This is a genomic window from Erwinia mallotivora, assembly GCF_000590885.1.
Lineage (GTDB): Bacteria > Pseudomonadota > Gammaproteobacteria > Enterobacterales > Enterobacteriaceae > Erwinia > Erwinia mallotivora.
Genome location: NZ_JFHN01000054.1, coordinates 16,134 through 35,797 on the forward strand (window position 1 = coordinate 16,134; position 19,664 = coordinate 35,797).

At 51.2% G+C, this 19,664-nt stretch carries 18 protein-coding genes; 9 read left to right on the forward strand and 9 right to left on the reverse strand.

Features of this window, described 5'->3' with window-relative positions; all coding sequences use genetic code 11:
* Positions 1–2: 2 nt before the first annotated feature.
* The 3 genes from ubiE to udp all read right to left on the reverse strand — a co-directional run bounded on the left by ubiE (position 3) and on the right by udp (position 3,401).
* Positions 3–758 carry a bifunctional demethylmenaquinone methyltransferase/2-methoxy-6-polyprenyl-1,4-benzoquinol methylase UbiE gene (gene ubiE / locus BG55_RS14315; RefSeq protein WP_034938822.1) on the reverse strand — a complete coding sequence of 252 codons (756 nt, stop codon included), beginning with the start codon at positions 756–758 and terminating at the stop codon, positions 3–5.
* 74 nt (positions 759–832) lie between these two features.
* On the reverse strand, positions 833–2,359 hold the full coding sequence (gene rmuC, locus BG55_RS14320; RefSeq protein WP_034938823.1) for a DNA recombination protein RmuC: 1,527 nt from the start codon (positions 2,357–2,359) through the stop codon (positions 833–835).
* A gap of 280 nt (positions 2,360–2,639) precedes the next feature.
* Positions 2,640–3,401 carry a uridine phosphorylase gene (udp, locus tag BG55_RS14325; protein WP_034938826.1) on the reverse strand — a complete coding sequence of 254 codons (762 nt, stop codon included), beginning with the start codon at positions 3,399–3,401 and terminating at the stop codon, positions 2,640–2,642.
* A gap of 277 nt (positions 3,402–3,678) precedes the next feature.
* Here udp and BG55_RS14330 point away from each other — a divergent pair, with 277 nt between their 5' ends.
* The 3 genes from BG55_RS14330 (at position 3,679) to BG55_RS14340 (ending at position 6,423) form a co-directional block, all read left to right on the forward strand.
* A complete protein-coding gene (locus BG55_RS14330) occupies positions 3,679–4,506 on the forward strand; it encodes a dienelactone hydrolase family protein (protein ID WP_034938828.1) in 828 nt (275 codons plus the stop codon).
* 163 nt (positions 4,507–4,669) lie between these two features.
* A complete protein-coding gene (locus BG55_RS14335) occupies positions 4,670–5,824 on the forward strand; it encodes an AAA family ATPase (RefSeq protein ID WP_034938831.1) in 1,155 nt (384 codons plus the stop codon).
* Positions 5,824–6,423, forward strand: coding sequence for a DUF4276 family protein (locus BG55_RS14340; RefSeq protein WP_160170861.1), 600 nt, complete (start codon positions 5,824–5,826; stop codon positions 6,421–6,423). Before BG55_RS14335 ends, BG55_RS14340 begins: the two co-directional genes overlap by 1 nt.
* 31 nt (positions 6,424–6,454) lie before the next feature.
* On the opposite strand, the gene metE is transcribed toward BG55_RS14340, so the two are convergent.
* Complete coding sequence (metE, locus tag BG55_RS14345; RefSeq protein ID WP_034938836.1) at positions 6,455–8,725, reverse strand: 5-methyltetrahydropteroyltriglutamate--homocysteine S-methyltransferase; 2,271 nt, start codon at positions 8,723–8,725, stop codon at positions 6,455–6,457.
* A 135-nt stretch (positions 8,726–8,860) separates the two neighbouring features.
* Between metE and metR the strand changes: the two genes are divergently transcribed.
* From metR to BG55_RS14360, 3 genes are all read left to right on the forward strand, one after another.
* Positions 8,861–9,799 (forward strand): HTH-type transcriptional regulator MetR, encoded by a 939-nt coding sequence (metR, locus tag BG55_RS14350; protein ID WP_034938839.1) that lies wholly within the window; start codon positions 8,861–8,863, stop codon positions 9,797–9,799.
* Positions 9,800–9,895: 96 nt separating this feature from the next.
* On the forward strand, positions 9,896–10,375 hold the full coding sequence (locus BG55_RS14355) for a YehS family protein (protein WP_034938906.1): 480 nt from the start codon (positions 9,896–9,898) through the stop codon (positions 10,373–10,375).
* A 186-nt stretch (positions 10,376–10,561) separates the two neighbouring features.
* Positions 10,562–10,810: a hypothetical protein gene (locus BG55_RS14360; protein WP_034938841.1), complete on the forward strand. Its 249-nt coding sequence runs from the start codon at positions 10,562–10,564 to the stop codon at positions 10,808–10,810.
* A 63-nt stretch (positions 10,811–10,873) separates the two neighbouring features.
* Here the strand turns inward: BG55_RS14360 and BG55_RS14365 are convergent, their stop codons facing one another.
* A complete protein-coding gene (locus BG55_RS14365) occupies positions 10,874–11,728 on the reverse strand; it encodes a carboxylate/amino acid/amine transporter (protein WP_034938844.1) in 855 nt (284 codons plus the stop codon).
* A 366-nt stretch (positions 11,729–12,094) separates the two neighbouring features.
* Here BG55_RS14365 and glpT point away from each other — a divergent pair, with 366 nt between their 5' ends.
* Together glpT and glpQ are read left to right on the forward strand one after the other, a co-directional pair.
* Positions 12,095–13,441, forward strand: coding sequence for a glycerol-3-phosphate transporter (gene glpT, locus BG55_RS14370; protein WP_034938847.1), 1,347 nt, complete (start codon positions 12,095–12,097; stop codon positions 13,439–13,441).
* Position 13,442: 1 nt separating this feature from the next.
* Positions 13,443–14,483, forward strand: a complete 1,041-nt coding sequence (gene glpQ / locus BG55_RS14375; protein WP_235192767.1) for a glycerophosphodiester phosphodiesterase — start codon at positions 13,443–13,445, stop codon at positions 14,481–14,483.
* A 40-nt stretch (positions 14,484–14,523) separates the two neighbouring features.
* On the opposite strand, the gene yigL is transcribed toward glpQ, so the two are convergent.
* On the reverse strand, positions 14,524–15,324 hold the full coding sequence (gene yigL / locus BG55_RS14380; protein ID WP_034938853.1) for a sugar/pyridoxal phosphate phosphatase YigL: 801 nt from the start codon (positions 15,322–15,324) through the stop codon (positions 14,524–14,526).
* A 47-nt stretch (positions 15,325–15,371) separates the two neighbouring features.
* Complete coding sequence (pldB, locus tag BG55_RS14385) at positions 15,372–16,415, reverse strand: lysophospholipase L2 (RefSeq protein WP_052018864.1); 1,044 nt, start codon at positions 16,413–16,415, stop codon at positions 15,372–15,374.
* An 85-nt stretch (positions 16,416–16,500) separates the two neighbouring features.
* Between pldB and rhtB the strand changes: the two genes are divergently transcribed.
* Positions 16,501–17,124, forward strand: a complete 624-nt coding sequence (gene rhtB, locus BG55_RS14390) for a homoserine/homoserine lactone efflux protein (protein ID WP_034938856.1) — start codon at positions 16,501–16,503, stop codon at positions 17,122–17,124.
* Between the two features lie 34 nt (positions 17,125–17,158).
* Here the strand turns inward: rhtB and rhtC are convergent, their stop codons facing one another.
* Together rhtC and recQ are read right to left on the reverse strand one after the other, a co-directional pair.
* The gene (gene rhtC, locus BG55_RS14395) at positions 17,159–17,785 is read right to left on the reverse strand and encodes a threonine export protein RhtC (protein ID WP_034938858.1); all 627 of its coding nucleotides are present in this window, start codon (positions 17,783–17,785) and stop codon (positions 17,159–17,161) included.
* 21 nt (positions 17,786–17,806) lie between these two features.
* Positions 17,807–19,633, reverse strand: coding sequence for an ATP-dependent DNA helicase RecQ (gene recQ / locus BG55_RS14400; protein ID WP_034938861.1), 1,827 nt, complete (start codon positions 19,631–19,633; stop codon positions 17,807–17,809).
* Between the last annotated feature and the right edge of the window lie 31 nt (positions 19,634–19,664).

The following is a 19,664-nucleotide window of genomic DNA, read 5'->3' on the forward strand; positions in this document are numbered from 1 at the left end:
GTTTAGAACTTGAACCCACGGTGCAGCGCTACGATGCCACCAGTGAGATTGGAATAGGTGGTATTTTCGAACCCAACATCGTCCATCATCTGCTTGAGCGTCTCCTGATCCGGATGCATACGGATCGACTCTGCCAGATAACGATAGCTTTCAGAATCTTTTGCCACCCACTCGCCAATACGCGGCAGTACATGAAAAGAGTAGGCGTCATAAGCTTTGTTGAGTGGAGCCAGCAACGGTTTGGAGAATTCCAGCACCAGAAGACGCCCACCCGGTTTGAGCACACGGAACATTGAGGCCAGCGCCTTTTCTTTCTCGGTGACATTTCTCAAACCAAAAGCGATGGTAATGCAGTCAAAATAGTTATCCGGAAACGGCAGTGCCTCAGCGTTTGCCTGAACATAACTGACGTTGCCAATAATGCCCTTATTGCGCAGCTTTTCACGGCCAACTTTAAGCATTGAGCTGTTGATGTCAGCCAGCACAACTTCGCCAGTCTCACCGACCAGACGCGAGAATTTTGCTGTCAGATCGCCAGTACCCCCGGCAAGGTCGAGCACACGCTGGCCACGGCGTACACCGCTACAGTCGATAGTAAAACGTTTCCAGATCCGATGAATCCCGAATGACATCAAATCGTTCATCAGGTCATATTTAGCCGCAACGGAATGGAAAACGTCAGCGACCATTTCAGCCTTGTCGCTTTTCGCTACGGTGCGATAGCCAAAATGGGTGGTATCCTTTGATTCATCTGCCATTTGTTTTGCCTGCTCTGCAATCAATATTCTGCCAAGTGTATCAGAGTCCGGCAGGCCAGGCACGGCCTTGCCGCTTATTGATCCACCCGTGGCGAAGCACGGGTTGTGCCTGATACCGACAAATGAAGATTTTCATCATCTTCAGCTTCTTCGCCCTCTTCCGGCATCGCCTGCTCAACCATGCGGGGATTAATTGGACGTTTAACTTCCACGCCCAACTGACGGAAACTTTCGGTCTGGGCTATCAGATTACCTCGCCCTTCACTCAACTTTTTCATCGCCTGTCGGTAGCTGTCCTGTGCCCGGTCGAGGTTTTGTCCCATCGCTGACATATCATCAACAAAGAGTCGCATTTTGTCATAGAGCCTGGCCGCCCGGTCTGCAATACGCTGAGCATGGCGGCTTTGATGCTCATAACGCCACAGGTTGTTAATAGTGCGAAGCGCCACCAGAAGCGTGGTCGGGCTGACCAGCATGATATTCTGATTAAGCGCCTCACTGATTAGTTCTGGCTGCCTGTCTATTGCCAGCAAAAAGGCCGGTTCAACCGGAATAAACATCAGTACATAATCCAGCGAGCGCAATCCGGGTAGCTGTTGATAATCTTTTCGGCTCAGCAGACGCAAATGGTTGCGAATCGCAGCAATATGTTCACCGATTGCCACTTCTCTTGTGGCATCGTCGTCAGCATTAAAATAACGTTCATAAGCAACCAGCGTCATTTTTGCATCAATGACCACATCCTTACCTTGCGGCAGACGAACGATGACATCGGGTTGCATACGGCCATGCTGTTCAAGTTGCACGGTAACCTGTGTCTCATATTCATGACCTTCACGCAGTCCGGAGGCCTCCAGCACCCGACTGAGAACCACTTCCCCCCAGTTACCCTGCGTTTTGTTGTCGCCTTTCAGCGCCTTAGTGAGGTTAATCGCCTCCTGTGCCATCTGCGCGTTCAGTTGTTGCAGGTTGCGAATTTCATGGGAAAGCGTATGGCGTTCACGCGCTTCCTGCCCAAAGCCTTCCTGTACCTGGCGGCGAAAGCCTTCCAGTTGTTCACGCAAAGGAGCAATCAGTCCGTTCAGGCTCTGACGATTTTGTTCATCTACCCGACGCCCACTGTTTTCAAAGATACGGTTAGCAAGGTTCTCGAACTGCGCATTCAGGCGCTGTTCACTGTTAGTCAGCAGACGCTGCTTCTCCTCTGCCGCCATACGAGTTTCTTCCAGACGGATGGTGACTTCGCGAAGTTCGGCCTCCTGGGCACTGTTGATCTCCAGCTGGTTGCGCAATTCACGGGTCAGCTGTTCGGCCTCACTACGCCAGTGGTCCAGATGTTGCAGTTTTTCCTGCGCGGCAGAAAGCGAACCATAAAGCTGCCGTAACTCCAGCTCGTTCTGTTTTTGCTGCTGCTGCTGGCTCTCCAGCTGCTGTACCAGACGCTGACGATCCTGATGCAGCTGTTCAGAAGACTGTTGCAACAGTTGCCGTTCTGTTTCCTGCCTGGCCGACAGTTGCTGGCTTCTGAACCAGGCAATTAACCATCCCACCAGCAGGCCTGCCACAGCGATACAGACACCGTAAACGATTGTTGCATCCACGCTATTTCCTCCCGCATCTGATTATCCTCGGGAAAGGTAGAGTGATACTGTATAAATGTCCAGATAAAAAACGCAATGAAATCATTCAGAAAGCGATTACATTGAAATTTGCGAGCCAGCACGAAGAAAAATAAAAGTGACTGAAGTTCGCCATAAAATGACAATAACCACCAGCAATATCTGACCAACAATCACATAATTTCTCAGATGTCAGACAGAGTGCATGAATTGTATTCGGGATATGAGCGCAGGCTATAGCAGGCTGCGCTTGGCAGGTGAACTAAATCAGGCGCCGGGCAGCATCAACCACAATACGCACCGCATCGCTTTCTGTTTTTTTCATCATTTCCGCATCAGGAATTTCCTGCTGGGTACGATTAACGATCACCCCGGCGACCATACCGGCGCGTAATCCCTGGCTGGCACACATCGTCAGCAGGGTGGCCGATTCCATTTCATAGTTCAGCACCCCCATCTGCTGCCACTCTTTCATTGAGTTCTGAAAGCGGCTGACCACGCGCCCGGAAAAGGTGTCATAACGCTCCTGGCCCGGATAAAAGGTATCAGAGGAGGCAGTAATGCCAATATGGGTTGTCGCACCTGCGGCTTTGGCCGCTTCAACCAGCGCAGTGGTACAGGTGAAGTCGGCAACGGCAGGAAACTCAAGCGGAGCAAAGTGCTGACTGGCTCCATCAAGTCGTACTGAGCCGGTGGTAACCAACACATCCCCGACATTAATGCCAGGTTGAATTGCGCCAGTGGTGCCAACCCGCAGGAATGTTCTCACGCCCAGTTGAGCAAGTTCTTCAACGGCGATGGAGGTAGAAGGACCGCCGATGCCGGTTGAACAGATGATAACCGCTTTGCCCCCGATCTCCGCGCGCCAGGTTGTGAATTCGCGGTGTGAGGCCAGATGTACAGCATTATCCATCAGCACAGCGATCTTTTTGACCCGTTCAGGATCGCCTGGCACGATAGCCAGGCTGGCGCCCTGCAAATCTGCCTGTGTTAAACCCAGGTGAAAAACGTCTGATTTTGCCATTTCTGGCTCCTTTGCGGCAAAGTGTGGCGGATTAGAATCGGCAGAGTAACGGAAATTCACCGGATATTGTGTGAGAAATCTCACTATGCATCATGAAAATTACATTAACCCTGCACAAAAAAGTGATGGCAGTCACGTAAACGTGCTGTTCACTGCGACACCTCCGTTGTTTAGCCTTTCGGAAACCTTTTTGTCAGTGATAAAGATGAACAGAACAGCCCCAAACGGATCCTGGCTATAGTTAGCTGATTGCGCCAATGCATACCCGGAGAGGACAATGAAAACCGAAGATAATATGACTCAAATGAAGAGCAAAGATGGATTCGCTCCCGCCGTATCTCCTGCCGCATCAACCACTATTACTACCGGCAGTGAGGCAATTCAATCCGGAGAAACGTCTGTTCCAACGCAGGGCGAAAACATGCCCGCTTTTTATGCCAAACCGCGCAATGCCAGCGGTCCCCTGCCGGTCATTCTGGTGGTGCAGGAGATTTTTGGTGTGCATGAGCACATTCGCGACATTTGCCGACGCCTGGCGCTGGAGGGGTATATGGCAGTAGCACCGGAGCTCTATTTCCGCCAGGGCGATGCGTCGGCTTACTCCGATATTCCAACGCTGCTCAAAGAGCTGGTGAGTAAGGTTCCGGATAATCAGGTACTGGCCGATCTTGATCACGTTGCCAACTGGGCGTCACGCCACGGCGGCGATATGCGCAATATGGCGGTAACCGGCTTCTGCTGGGGGGGACGCATTACCTGGCTGTATGCGGCACATAATCCCCAGTTGAAAGCGGGTGTTGCCTGGTATGGCAAACTGGTTGGTGAAAAAACCATGCTGCAACAGAAACAGCCGGTTGATATTGCCCTTGATCTGACCGCGCCGGTACTGGGTTTGTATGGGGGAATGGATGACGGTATTCCACAGGATTCAGTCGATACCATGCGTCAGGCGCTGCGGGCAGCGAATTCCACATCCGAAATTGTGGTCTATCCCGAAGCGGGTCACGCTTTTAACGCTGATTATCGTCCCAGCTATCATCAGGAATCCGCGCAGGACGGCTGGCAACGGATGCTGACATGGTTCAGACAGCATGGGGTGCAGTAATCATTAAATATGCCAATAAGTTACTAATCAATTTTACTTATTGGCATAATTTTTTATCTCGGTTAAATTTAAGAACACTTGAACTTATTTATTAACTTGCATTAATTAATCGAAGTAATTATATTCTTGATCAGATTTATTAGTAATAAAAGGGAGTCGGTAAATGTATATCACACATTTAAAAATCAGGAACTGGCGTAATTTTATCGAAATTGATATTCCAATTCATGAATGCACCTGGCTTTTAGGTCCCAATGCATCTGGAAAATCAAATTTAATGGATGTGTTTAGATTTTTAAGAGATATATGCAAGCCACAAGGTGGTGGCCTTCAGAAGGCTATTTCAGATCGAGGAGGCATTCCTAAGTTAAGATGTCTTCATGCACGCCGCCCTCCAGAAGTCAGAATTGAAATAACTCTTTCAGATAATTTAGAGTCACCAAAGTCAATATGGCGTTACATATTATCTTTTGGCCCAGAAGGTAAAGGAGCTCAAAGAACGCTAATAAAAGAAGAACAAGTTTGGCATAATGAGATAAGAATAATTAATCGTCCAGACAATCTTGATATGAACGATCCGATGCGCTTAACACAAACCTCGATGGAACAAATCCAGGCGAATTCTGAGTTCAGGGAAGTGCCTGACTTTTTCAGCGATACCACATACCTCCATCTCGTCCCTCAATTATTAAAATTTGGTGATGTGATGGGGGGTAAGCTATTAGAAGATGACCCCTTTGGTCAGGGTTTTCTTGAGCGGCTCGCAAAAACAACAAAAAGAATTAGAGATAGTCGTCTAAAAAAAATAGAGAATGCGTTAAGCATAGCAATTCCCCAATTCAAACATATAAGATTTGTCCAAGACCCAATTACTGGCCGACCTCATCTGGAAGCCTTATATTCTCATCACAGACCAAATGCAGGATGGCTAAGAGAAGAACATTTCTCTGATGGAACATTACGATTGCTGGGTCTTTTCTGGTCAATATTAGACGGAACTTCGCTATTATTACTTGAAGAACCCGAACTATCTCTTAATGATTCGATTGTACGACAAATACCCGCTGTGCTAATGCGTATGCAAAGAGATAAAAAAAGAAAACGTCAGTTAATTATTAGCACTCATAGCGAGGCTCTTTTAAGTAATTTAGGTATTGATGCAAAAGGCGTATTAATACTTGAACCTAAATCGGAGGGAAGCAATATACGAGAGCTTAACCCCACTGAAACGGCAGCTATTACAAGTGGTTTTTCTGTCGCTGAAGTTGTATTACAAAAGACAAGACCAGATGATGTGGAACAATTAGGATTATGGTAATGGAATACATAACTATAGCAACTGAAGATGAGCTCAGTGAAGCAGTGGCTGTAAAAATCATTGAGCTAACTGATGGGAAATTTTCTGTCAATCAGAGATTGAGAAAAAATAGCTTCGGCTATCTCAAGTCAAAAATAAATAACTTTTGTAATCTGTCTGAACATTTCCATGTATTTATGATTACTGACTTAGACACATTGCCATGTGCACCAACTTTAAAAAAAACGTGGTTTAAAAACATCAACCAACCAGAAAAACTCATATTCAGAGTTGCAGTTAGAGAAATTGAAGCCTGGATAATTGCTGATCATGATGGTATGTATTCTTTTTTAGGAGACAAGATTGGGCGCATTCCAGTAAAACCTGATGAATTGCCCAATCCTAAAGCCACTTTACTCTCCTTAGCTCAAAAGGCCCCAAGAAAAATTAAAAATGGACTTATTGCTAAAAAAGGCACACTAGCTATTCAAGGTGTTGAATACAATTTATTACTTTGTGATTTCGTTAGAAAAAAATGGAATCCTGTAAAAGCTTCTGAAAGATCAGAAAGCCTGAAAAGAGCCATTACTCAGGTCCAATTTATTGCAAAACAATTTTAGAGAAGGGGCGCCAGGCGCCCCTTCATTCGCATCAGGCTTCGGTTTCACGCAGATTCTGCGCCGCCTTCACCATGTTAGCCAGAGCCTGGCGGGTTTCCGTCCAGCCACGGGTTTTAAGACCGCAGTCGGGGTTAACCCACAGACGCTCCACTGGGATACGCTTCGCAGCTTTGCGCAGCAATGCTTCAATCCACGCCACATCCGGCACATTTGGTGAGTGAATATCGTACACCCCCGGGCCAATTTCATTTGGATACTCAAACTGTTCAAATGACTCCAGCAGCTCCATGTCAGACCTGGAGGTCTCAATGGTGATGACATCGGCATCCAGCGCCGCAATGGAATCCATGATGTCATTAAATTCGCAGTAACACATATGGGTATGGATCTGCGTGTCGTCCCGTGCCACAGCGGCATTCAGGCGGAAGGCATCGACGGCCCATTCCAGGTACGCGGCCCAGTCTGACTGACGCAGCGGCAAACCTTCACGCAGGGCCGGTTCATCAATCTGGATAATGCCAATACCTGCTTTTTCAAGGTCTTCCACTTCATCACGCAGCGCCAGCGCAATCTGCTTAGCGATGGTTTCACGGGAAACATCTTCGCGGGGGAATGACCAGCACAGAATGGTCACCGGACCGGTCAGCATGCCTTTTACCGGTTTGTCGGTCAGTGACTGCGCATATTTCGCCCACTCAACGGTAATCGCCTGCGGGCGGCTGATGTCACCAATAATCACCGGCGGTTTCACACAGCGGGAGCCGTAACTCTGCACCCAGCCATTTTGGGTAAAAGCAAAACCATCCAGGTTCTCACCAAAATATTCCACCATGTCATTACGTTCAGCTTCACCATGTACCAGCACATCAAGCCCCAGTCGCTCCTGCTCAGTAATCGCCTGCCTGATATGTTCGGCAATGCCGGTGCGGTAGTGGTTGCCATCCAGACGCCCCTGTTTAAAGTCCAGCCGCAGGCCACGGATCTCGGTAGTCTGTGGGAAAGAACCAATGGTGGTGGTCGGCCATGCTGGCAAGCGGAATCGCTCACGCTGAGCCTGGGCACGCACGGCATAGCTACTGTCACGCTGGCTGTCTCTGGCAGTGATGCCGGCCAGCCGTTTGGCCACATCGGCATTGTGTACCCTGCCCGAATGACGGCGGGCGCGAATGGGTGCGCTCCAGGCCTCCAGAGAGTGTGGATCGTTGTTATTCAGTGCATTGCTAAGCAGGGACAACTCCGCACATTTTTGCAACGCAAAAGCGAACCAGCTTTTTACTTCATCATCCAGGCGGGTTTCGGCGCTCAGATCGATTGGGCTGTGTAACAATGAACAGGAGGAACCGATCCACAGCTGCCGCCGCTGAGCGGTTAACGGTTGCAGGCGTTCAAACCAGCTGCTCAGATCGGCACGCCAGACGTTGCGGCCATTAATCACGCCAACAGAGAGCAACCAGTCGGACGGGATGCGGGTATTGAGAACCGTGATATCATCCTTACCATGAACCAGATCAACATGCAGTCCCTGCACCGGCAGCGTGCGGATAGTGTCGATGTTGGTGGCGGCACTGTCAAAATAGGTGGTCAGCAGTAATTTAACTTTACCCTGCAACGTATCGTAGGCGGGTTTGAACGCCGCCAGCCAGTCTTGTGGCAGTTCCAGAACCAGAGCGGGTTCATCAATCTGAACCCACTCAATGTCACGCTGCGCCAGTTCAGACAGCAGCTGCTGATAAACCGGCAGAATGTCTTTCAACAGGCTGAGGCGATCAAATTGCTCACCTTTCACTTTGCCAAGCCACAGCCAGGTAACCGGCCCCAGCAGAACCGGTTTTACTTTATGACCCAGTGCCAGTGCTTCATCCACCTCTTCCAGAATCTGCGTCCAGGTCAGTTTAAATTGTTGGCCTTTAGTAAACTCTGGCACCATGTAGTGATAGTTTGTATTAAACCATTTGGTCATTTCAGCCGCCGCCGCTGGCTCACCGGTTGGTGCGCGGCCACGACCAATACGAAATAAGGTATCCAGATCGACAGAACCATCTTTATTCTGGTGACGGGCAGGCACATTGCCCAGCAGCAGGCTGGTTGTCAGTACATGATCGTACCAGGCGAAATCGCCAACCGGTACCAGATCAACACCAGCATCCCGCTGTTGCTGCCAGTGACGGGCGCGTAGTTCGCGGCCAACAGCCAGCAGCTCTTGCTGAGTGCTGTTACCCGCCCAGTAACTCTCCTGGGCTTTTTTCAGTTCGCGGTGCAGGCCAACACGGGGGAAGCCGAGCGTATGATTCAGAATGGTCATCAGTTCTTTCCTCAGTTACAGCCCGTCTTCATGTTTACCGGGCTTTTAGACGTCCAGATGTTTACACATCTATAATCCGCAGGTACTGTATTCACCACAAGCGCAATTTGTTCATTGTCGATGTGAAGGACTCTCATGATCGAACTTAAACACCTGCGGACGTTGCAGGCTCTGCGAAATACGGGTTCGCTGGCGGCGGCGGCGGCCCAGCTGCATCAGACGCAATCCGCCTTATCTCATCAGTTCAGCGACCTGGAACAGCGTCTGGGCTTTCGTTTATTCGTCCGTAAAAGCCAGCCCCTGCGTTTCACCCCGCAGGGCGATATTCTGCTTCAGCTTGCTGAACAGGTGCTGCCACAGATCCAGCATGCGCTTCAGGCCTGCCATGAGCCGCACCAGGCCACGCTGCGTATTGCTATCGAATGCCACAGTTGCATTCAGTGGTTAACCCCGGCACTGAATAACTTCCGCCAGAGCTGGCCGCAGGTGGTGATGGACTTTAAATCCGGGGTTACTTTTGATCCCCAGCCTGCGCTACAGCAGGGCGACCTGGACGTGGTGCTGACCTCCGATATTTTGCCGCGTAGCGGCCTGTTCTATTCGCCGATGTTTGACTACGAAGTCCGCCTGGTGCTGGCGACCGACCATCCTCTGGCGCAGATCGGTCATATTTCACCTGAAGATCTTGCTGATGAAGTGCTGATGATTTATCCGGTACAACGTCAGCGTCTGGATATCTGGCGTCATTTTCTGCAACCCGCAGGCGTCAGTCCGGCGCTGAAAAGTGTCGATAACACACTCCTGCTGATTCAGATGGTCTCTGCCGGAATGGGCATTGCGGCCCTGCCACATTGGGTGGTGGAAAGTTTTGAACATCAGGGACTGGTGGTGACAAAAACGCTGGGTGGCGGCTTGTGGAGCCGTTTATACGCGGCGGTTCGCGACGGCGAACAGCGCCAGGCCGTGCTCGACGCTTTTATTCGTTCAGCCCGTCAACATGCCTGTGAACATCTGCCAGGCGTCAGAGATGCCTCCCAGCCCGGCACGCCGCTACCTACTTCTTCACCACTTTGAAACCGCTGCCAGCGCTGTGCTGGCGGTTTCCACTGGTTATGCAGCCATTTGTCTCTATAATGCGCCGGATGCCACTTGTTTTCTGATGAGAATTTTATGACTAACAACGACGTCCTGCGCAGCGTGCGCTACATGCTGAAGCTGAATGATGCCCAGATGGTCGCCATTCTTGCCCTGGCAGAAAGCCAGGTTAACGAAGCAGAGATGGGGAGCTTCCTGAAAAAGGAAGATGAAGCAGGTTTTCGCCCCTGTCCGGATGTGATTATGGGCTACTTTTTAAACGGTCTGATATTTCAGCGCCGTGGCAAAAGTGAAGATGCTCCGGTGCCATCAATTGAACGTAAGATGACCAATAATATTATTATGAAAAAACTTCGCGTGGCCTTCGATCTGAAAACCACCGATATTATTGAAACGCTCAAACTGGCAGATTTCGCTGTTGGTCAGTCCGAAATTGGCGCAATTTTCCGTAAGCCCGGCCATAAAAATTATCGTGATTGCGGCGACCAGATATTGCGTAATTTTCTGAAAGGGATGACTTTAAAACTACGCCCACCCGTATCAAAAAATAATTAACTATCGGGCGACATTAGTGTCGCCATTAAATTTAATACATCCAGAAAAAGTGAAATATAAAAATAATAATATATTAACTCCCGCCCTGAAAATAAAAAACTTTAATTATTGACAATATAATTGTGCAGAAGCAGAATTATTGCCGGAGATATTCTCCGTTATTTTTTTGTATAAAGGATATACATTATGAAAGAATTAAACGCTGCACAAATTATGGAAGTCAGTGGCGCAGGGAAAATCCAGGATGGAGTTTCCAGCTGGTACGGCTCGCTTTTCTCCGGAATTTTTAAACTCACCTCTTCTTTTTCCAGTGCGTTAGGCGCGACTGAAGAAGCTGCAAAAACAAATGGCGAAGAGCTGGGTAGCAAAATTGGTGCGAAAATTGAAGACGCAATCAGCACATGGGTTGATCAACTCAGTGCGCTGATAAAATAAAACGCCCCTGATTTAATACGTAATGCCGGAAAAAACATTTCCGGCATTTATAACATTGCAGAATCAGCTTCTTTTTATTATCCACTGCCGGTGCACCCACAGCGAGGCAAAGATGACCGCAGAACCAATAATAAAACTCGGCCAGTGTGGTTTTTGTTGCCAGATAGCCAGATTAACCAACAAACCTGCCGGCACATGCATGTTATTCATAATTCCCAGGGTTCCTGCATCAACCTGCGTTGAGCCGTAGTTCCACATAAAATAACCTAAACCCGATGCCGCCACGCCAAGCCAGATTAGTATGCCCCACTGGAATGTGGTGGTGGGTAATTTATTGGGATTACCCCACAACAGCCAGGCAATAACCGCGACCACCGCCGCACCAATATAAAACCACGCAAAAGCGGTATGCTGTGGCACGGGCCGGGTTTCCTGGAGACGCTTATAACCCACCATTCCCACGGCAAAGCAGATATTTGCCAGCTGCACCAGCATCAAACCAAACCAGAAGTGATCGCTGACTTTGTCATAGCGAATGATTGCCGCCCCCGCCACCGCAAGCAGGGCGCTGACCAGGTAGCCAAAGCGGATACCACGACCACTGAGCAGATCATAAATCAGCGTAATATAGAGCGGCGTCATCACGGTGAACAACAACAGCTCAGATACGCTCAGGTAAAGATAGGCCTGGAAACTGATCAGATACATGATCCCCAGTTGCAAAGCGCCCACCGCCATATAGAGCAACAGAGTAGAGGCACGATAACCGCGCCAGCGCAGAAAGGGTAAAAACACCGCAGCCGCCAGTAGCAGACGGATTAACACCGAGAATACCGTGTCCACCTGTCCCGCCAGATATTCGCCTATCAGGCTGAATGAAAATGCCCACAATATTGTGGTGACAATCAGTAACGTCACAATCAGAAACTCTGCTAAGAAATGAGGCTCCAGTGTAACGAAGTTCGGCGAACGACAGGGAAATTTCTGGTTTACAATTGATTAATAAGCAATCAGATTGTTTTCATTTCTGTTTTTGAGAAAACAGTAAACGTTGCTGAACCGGAATCAGCCTCCGCAGAACAGCAGCTGTCGCACCGATCGGGCCTGTAAAAATGTTTTGTCATAAAAATGTAACATTTGCGTAGCTGTTCACACTCCCTCCTGGAATTTGCCCTTATCCTCTGCGCCGAAACCAACACATCGTGTTACCCGCCTGGATATTCAGTTTCCGTCCCACGCCAGCTGGCGTGAACAGAGAAATAAACTGCGCCATTGGAGGCCGCCATGATCACTATTTTTAAACCTGCGCCACATCGACCGCCAGTTGACGCCCGACACGTCGATCCGCTGTATCGCAAACTTCGCTGGCAAATTTTTATCGGCATCTTCTTCGGCTATGCCGCCTACTATCTGGTACGCAAAAATTTTGCCCTTGCCATGCCTTACCTGGTGGAGCAGGGATTTTCGCGCGGCGATCTTGGATTTGCGCTTTCCGGCATCTCCCTCGCTTACGGCTTTTCTAAATTTATTATGGGTTCCGTTTCAGACCGTTCTAATCCCCGCATTTTTCTGCCTGCCGGTTTAATCCTTGCCGCTGCCGTGATGTTGTTGATGGGATTTGTCCCCTGGGCCACGTCCGGCATCATGATTATGTTTGTATTACTGTTTTTGTGTGGCTGGTTTCAGGGTATGGGCTGGCCTCCCTGTGGCAGAACCATGGTCCACTGGTGGTCAAAAAAAGAGCGCGGCAGCATCGTCTCGGTGTGGAATTGTGCGCACAACGTCGGAGGCGGCCTTCCTCCCCTGCTGTTTTTGCTGGGTATGGCCTGGTTTAACGACTGGAAAGCCGCGCTCTATATGCCCGCATTTGCCGCCATCGTGGTGGCAATAATCGTCGGTGTATTGATGCGTGATACGCCACAATCCTGCGGCCTGCCGCCGATTGAAGAGTATAAACAGGATTTTCCGCCCGACTACGACGCAAAACATGAACAGGAACTGAGCGCAAAACAGATCTTTATGCAGTACATCCTGCCTAATAAGCTGCTGTGGTATATCGCACTGGCTAACGTTTTCGTCTATCTGTTGCGTTACGGCATTCTCGACTGGTCCCCCACTTATCTGAAGGAAGTGAAGCATTTCACCCTGGATAAATCCTCATGGGCCTGGTTTCTTTATGAGTACGCCGGTATTCCCGGCACACTCCTATGCGGCTGGATGTCCGACCGTGTATTTCGGGGTAATCGCGGGGCAACCGGCGTCTTCTTTATGCTGCTGGTGACCGTCGCCACGGTGGTTTACTGGCTGAATCCGCCCGGTCACCCCGGCGTGGATATGGCCTGTATGATTGCGATCGGCTTTTTAATCTACGGCCCGGTGATGTTAATCGGCTTACATGCGCTGGAGCTGGCACCGAAAAAAGCCGCAGGAACGGCGGCGGGCTTTACCGGTTTATTTGGCTATCTGGGCGGGTCGGTCGCTGCCAGTACGCTCGTCGGCTACACCGTGGATTACTTTGGCTGGAACGGCGGATTTATCATCATGATCGCGGGCAGTATTCTGTCGGTGCTACTGCTCATCCTCACCATGTTCAGTGAGAACAAACGTTCAGCGGAGAAAAATCATGCTTAGAATGCTGATATTAAGCTTTCTGACAGCGTCGTCGCTGTGTGTAATGGCGGCAGATACGGCAAAGCTGGTCATTGCACATCGCGGGGCCAGTGGCTATCTGCCGGAGCACACGCTGGAGGCTAAAGCGATGGCCTATGCTCAGGGGGCCGATTTCCTCGAACAGGATCTGGTGATGACCAGAGACGATCAGTTGGTGGTCCTGCACGACCACTATCTTGATCGGGTCACCGACGTGGCCGAGCGCTACCCTGGTCGCGCCCGGCAGGATGGTCGTTTTTACGCCATCGACTTTACGCTGAAAGAAATTAAAGGTCTGAAGTTTACCGAAGGTTTTACGCTTGAAAATGGTCACAAAATCCAGACCTTTCCGGGCCGCTTTCCAATGGGTAAATCAGATTTTCATGTGCATACCTTTGCGGAAGAGATCGAATTTATTCAGGGTTTAAATCACGCCACCGGCAAAAATGTGGGCATTTATCCTGAGATCAAAGCCCCGTGGTTTCACCGCCAGCAAGGTAAGGACATCTCCGCCAGGGTGCTGGATGTGCTGAAACAGTACGGCTACACCAGTAAAAGCGATCTTATTTACCTGCAATGTTTTGATTTTGATGAGCTGAAACGGATCAAAACGGAGCTGGAGCCACAGCGCGGAATGAATCTGAAGCTGGTGCAGCTGATTGCAAAAACAGAGTGGCAGGAGACCCGGCAACAACAGAACGGCAAGTGGGTTAATTACAGCTACGACTGGATGTTTAAACCCGGCGCGATGAAAATCCTGGCAAAATATGTCGATGGCGCAGGACCGGATTATCACATGCTGGTCAACAAAGATTCGGCTACAGGGCGTGTTCACCTGACAGAAATGGTTAAAGAGGCGCATGAAAGCGGCCTGGTGGTGCATCCTTACACCGTCCGCGCCGATCAATTACCTGACTGGGTTAACAATGTCGATCAACTCTACGAGGTGCTTTACCACAGGGCCGACGTGGACGGCCTGTTTACCGACTTCCCGGATAAAGCCGTGCATTTCCTGCATCGCTGAAACCTTTAGCCCCGGCATGAGCGGGGCAAAAGGGTGATGTTCAGACGTTATACAGCTTGCGCAGGTAGTCCGGCACAGCGTTATCAGCATTGCTGCCAATGACTTCCAGTTCCGGCAGTAAATCCTTCAACCGCTGATGCGCGTTGCTCATAATGCAACCTTTGCCCGCCATGTTCAGCATCTCTTTATCGTTCATGCCATCGCCAAAAGCGATGCAGTCCGCCAGGGAGTAGCCAAAAGAGTGCGCCACCGCATCCAGCGCATGTCCTTTAGAAACGCCACCCCCCATCACTTCCAGGCAGGTTGGCAGCGAAAAGCTGACGTTTACCCGATCGCCCCATCGGGCAACTAACGCCTCTTCCAGCGGGATCAATTTCTCTGCATCGTTACAGGTGAAAAAAACCTTACTGATGCCATCAGTCGGCAGCGAGCCCGGCTCATAGATCTGGTAGTTAAAGTTGGATTCACAGAAAAAGTCCATCTCTTCAGGGCGATGGCGGTTCAGATACCACTCATCATCCCGATAAATATTGGTGAAAATGTCCGGATTGCTGTAGTGCATGGCATAGAGGTCGCGGGCGATATCCTCATCGAGGTTATGGCTGAAAAACAGCTCTCCGGCCGTGTTGTGCACGCGCGCGCCGTTAGAGGTGATCATAAAAGCATCAATCCCCAGGCTGTCACGCATCTGTGCGACATCAATATGGTGACGTCCGGTGGCAAAGATAAAATTTACCCCTTTACGGGTGAGCTGTTGCAGCGTTTCACGGGCATAAGAGGAGAGACGGTGATTGGGGGATAACAGCGTGCCATCAAGATCGGAAGCAACAATAGGGTACATAAAACCTCTGGTTAATTTTGTCAGCAAGGGCGTTCACTCCCTCGTTATTAAGCCGTATCTGAGTGGTGCAAAGCGTGTCGCGCAAAAAAAGCCAGAATGGCCTCCAGCGCTTCGGTACGCATACTGTCTTTTTCAAATAAGATCTCATGACGCGCACCGGCGATAACCTGCGGTTTTCCTCCTTCACAGGGCTGCCCTGCTGCGGTCATCGCCTGGCAGAACTGATCCTGGGCCAGGTTATCAACGACTTTGTCTTCACCGGCCTGCAACAGCAGCAGCGGCGTGGAAATATCTTTTGCGGTAGTGAGAATACGTCTCCCTGCCTGAACACTCTCCCGCACCCAGTGCCAGGTTGGTCCCCCGACGCGAAGTCCGGGATCGTCTGCATAAAATCGCAGATTGCGGCGATAACGCTCACGGCTGTGAGTGAGCTGGTTGATGCTAAAAGGACGCGGCTGCCATTTTCCGGTGCCGACAGCATAGCCTTCCCGGAAAACGGGCCGTTTTTCAGCCCAGTCGAGGATTCGATGCGCCATCCACTGTGGCAAAGGCAGAGAAATACCAAACATCGGAGACGCCAGCACCGCAGCATCAAATGCTGACGGCTGCCTGGCAAGCATCAGCGTCAGTACAGCGCCTCCCATTGAGTGGGCCAGTGCGTAACGCTGACGATAGGGTCGGCTGGCAATCTCCCGTTGATACAGCGTTTGCAGATCGTCAACGTAGTAATCAAATAACTCCACATGACCACGATGCGAATCCTGTAGTAAGCGACCGGATCGGCCCTGACCACGGTGATCAATAATCACCACATCATAGCCAGAATGAAACAGATCCCAGGCCAGTTCGGGGTATTTAACGTAACTTTCAATCCGTCCGGGACTGAGCAGAATAACTTTGTCATGTTGCGGAGAGATGAAGCGAGCGTAGCGAATCATTACGTTACCCACGCCGGTAAATTCTCCCTCCTGCCGTTGCCGCCAGAAGTCCAGCAGCGGGCCGCTGGCAAACGCCGCAAAGGCTTTTTCACGTCTGGCCCAGCCGTTATTCTGCTTTTCCACAGGCTTTACGTCTCCCAGCTTTCGAGCCATGCGCCCCGCCCGCTTTCAGCCCGTAGCGCAACCGTCAACAATGGCGTATTGTGTCATACTTCTGCGCGTTCAGGGAGCGTTACCCATGACCATCGAATGGTGGCTGACCTATCTTTTAACTACCAGTATCTTAAGTCTTTCACCCGGTTCCGGCGCTATTAACACCATGAGCACGGGCATCAGCCACGGCTATCGCGGTACGGTTGCCTCTATCTCTGGTTTACAGGTGGGCCTGGCGGCGCACATTGTGCTGGTGGGAATTGGCCTGGGTGCGCTGTTTTCACAGTCGGTGCTGGCCTTTGAAGTGCTCAAATGGGCCGGGGCCGCATACCTGGTCTGGCTGGGCATTCAGCAGTGGCGAACCAGTGGCGCAATTGATCTCCAGGCGGTGGCAAAAGTCATGCCACGCCGCAGGCTGTTTAAACGTGCGGTGCTGGTTAATCTGACCAATCCCAAAAGTATCGTTTTTCTGGCCGCGCTTTTTCCACAGTTTGTTATCCCGCACCAGCCACAGGCAATGCAGTATCTGGTGTTGGGCATTACCACGATAGCGGTCGATATTCTGGTGATGATTGGTTACGCCACGCTGGCCACCCGCATCGCGGGCTGGATCAAAGGGCCGCGGCAAATGAAATTGCTGAACCGACTTTTTGGCGGCATGTTTATGGCGGTGGGTGCGTTGCTGGCCTCAGCCAGGCGCATCGCCTGAGTACGCCATGCACGGCGCGCTCAGGCAGTTTGACTCAGCGTGACAGGATCAGGTGAATACCGAATCCGGCAAACAGCACTCCTGCAAAACCATCAATCCATTTCGCCATGCGCTGATAACCACGGCGCATGGCGGGCAGAGCGAACAGGCTGGCAACCAGGGTGAACCACGCCAGGGTTTCCACCACAATCAGCAGAAACAGCCCCCAGCGCTGGCCTGCGCCAACGTCATCACCGACAAACAGCGAGAACACGCTGCCGAAGTAAACCACCGCTTTAGGGTTTGCCAGGTTGGTCAGAAGGCCGCGCAGAAAGCTGCGTCCTCCCTGAGCAAGTGCCACAACCTGCTCCTGCTGAACGGGCGGATTTTTGTGCTGCTGGCGCGCCGAACGCAGCATCTGCCAGCCCATCCACAGCAGGTACAATCCACCGGCAATCATAATTGCCTGGTGCAGCCAGGCCATCTTTTGCAGTAGCAGATTCAGGCCCATCAGCGCCACGCCAGCCCAGATCAACACGCCCATCGTGATGCCCAACACCCCGAGCATCGCCTCCTTACGGGAGCGGCTGGCTGCGGTTTGCGACACAAAGAAAAAATCCGGACCCGGGCTCATCAGCGCGACGCAATGCACCAACGCAACGGTAAGAAATAACATTAACATTCTGATTTCCTTAACAGATAATTACTCTTCTCCATCCACATGCTCGCGGATAACCAACATAAATGGCTTACCAAAACGCTCCAGCTTACGCTGACCAACACCGTTGATGCTTAACATTTCCGACGCGGTGAGCGGCATCTGCTCAGCCATTTCAATCAGGGTGGCATCGTTAAACACCACATAAGGCGGGATATTCTCTTCGTCAGCGATAGCCTTGCGTAATTTGCGCAATCGGGCAAACAGCTTACGGTCGTAGTTGCCGCCAAAGGATTTTTGAGAATTGCTGCGCGGCTTGATGCTGACCAGGCGCGGCACCGCCAGCATCAGCGGCGTTTCACCGCGAAGTACCGGTCGTGCCGCTTCCGTCAGCTGCAAAGCCGAATGCATGGCAATATTTTGCGTCACCAGGCCTAAGTGAATCAGCTGGCGCAGCACGCTAATCCAGTGCTCATGGCTCTGTTCACGGCCAATACCGTACACCGGCAGCTTGTCGTGCTGCATTTCACGGATGCGCTGATTGTTCGCACCGCGCAGGATCTCAACGATGTAGCCCATGCCGAAACGTTGTCCAACACGATAAATACATGACAGGGCTTTTTGGGCTTCAACCAGGCCATCATAACGACGCGGCGGATCGAGACAGATATCGCAATTGCCACAGGGTTGCTGCCTTCCCTCACCAAAATAGTTCAGCAATACCAGACGACGGCAGGTTTGTGCTTCGGCAAAAGCGCCCATCGCATTCAGCTTATGGCTCTCAATCTGCTGTAACTGCCCCGGTGCTTTCTCCTCCAGACAACGACGCAGCCAGGCCATATCTGCCGGATCGTACAGCAGCAATGCTTCGGCAGGCAGGCCATCCCGTCCGGCACGGCCGGTTTCCTGGTAGTAGGACTCAATATTGCGCGGGATATCAAAATGCACCACGAACCGAACGTTCGGCTTATTAATGCCCATGCCGAAAGCCACCGTCGCCACCACGATTTGTAAATCATCACGCTGGAAAGCCTCCTGCACCTGAGCACGGTGCGCATTGTCCATTCCGGCATGATAGGCTCCAACGCTCAGGCCGCGACTTTGCAGGCGCGCAGCGGTATCTTCAACTTTGGCGCGGCTGTTGCAGTAGATGATGCCGCACTTGCCGCGCTGATCCTGTACGTAGCGAAGTAACTGCTCGGTGGGTTTAAATTTCTCAACCAGCGTGTAACGGATGTTGGGACGGTCAAAGCTGCTGATCTGAATAAGGGGATCGTGCAGTTGCAGCAGGCGCACGATGTCGTTGCGGGTGGTTTCATCGGCGGTCGCGGTCAGCGCCATCACCGGCACGGCAGGAAGACGCTGCCGCAGTTGCCCAAGCGCACCATATTCCGGGCGGAAATCATGCCCCCACTGCGAAATACAGTGCGCTTCGTCCACGGCCAGCATCGCCGGATTCCAGCGCAGCAGGTTATCGAGGAAGTTATCCATCATCAGCCGCTCTGGCGCGATGTACAGCAAGCGGATCCGACCGGTGCGGCACCCCTCCAGCACCTGCTGCTGCTCTTCCCGCGTCTGGGAGGAGTTGAGGCAGGCGGCAGTAACGCCGTTAGCCAGCAACTGATCAACCTGATCTTTCATCAGTGAAATCAGCGGCGACACCACCAGCGTAAGCCCATCCCGCACCAAGGCAGGGATTTGATAGCAAAGAGATTTTCCCCCGCCGGTAGGCATCACTACCAGACAGTCACGCCCTTTCAGCGAAGCCTGAATAATAGTTTGCTGACCCGGCCGGAATTGCTGGTAGCCAAAGGTTTCCTGTAAAACCTGCTCTGCCAGCGCTTCCTGATCAATCACTACAGCCGTAGACACATCTTCCCCAAATCTGAGAGTGGCGAACTGA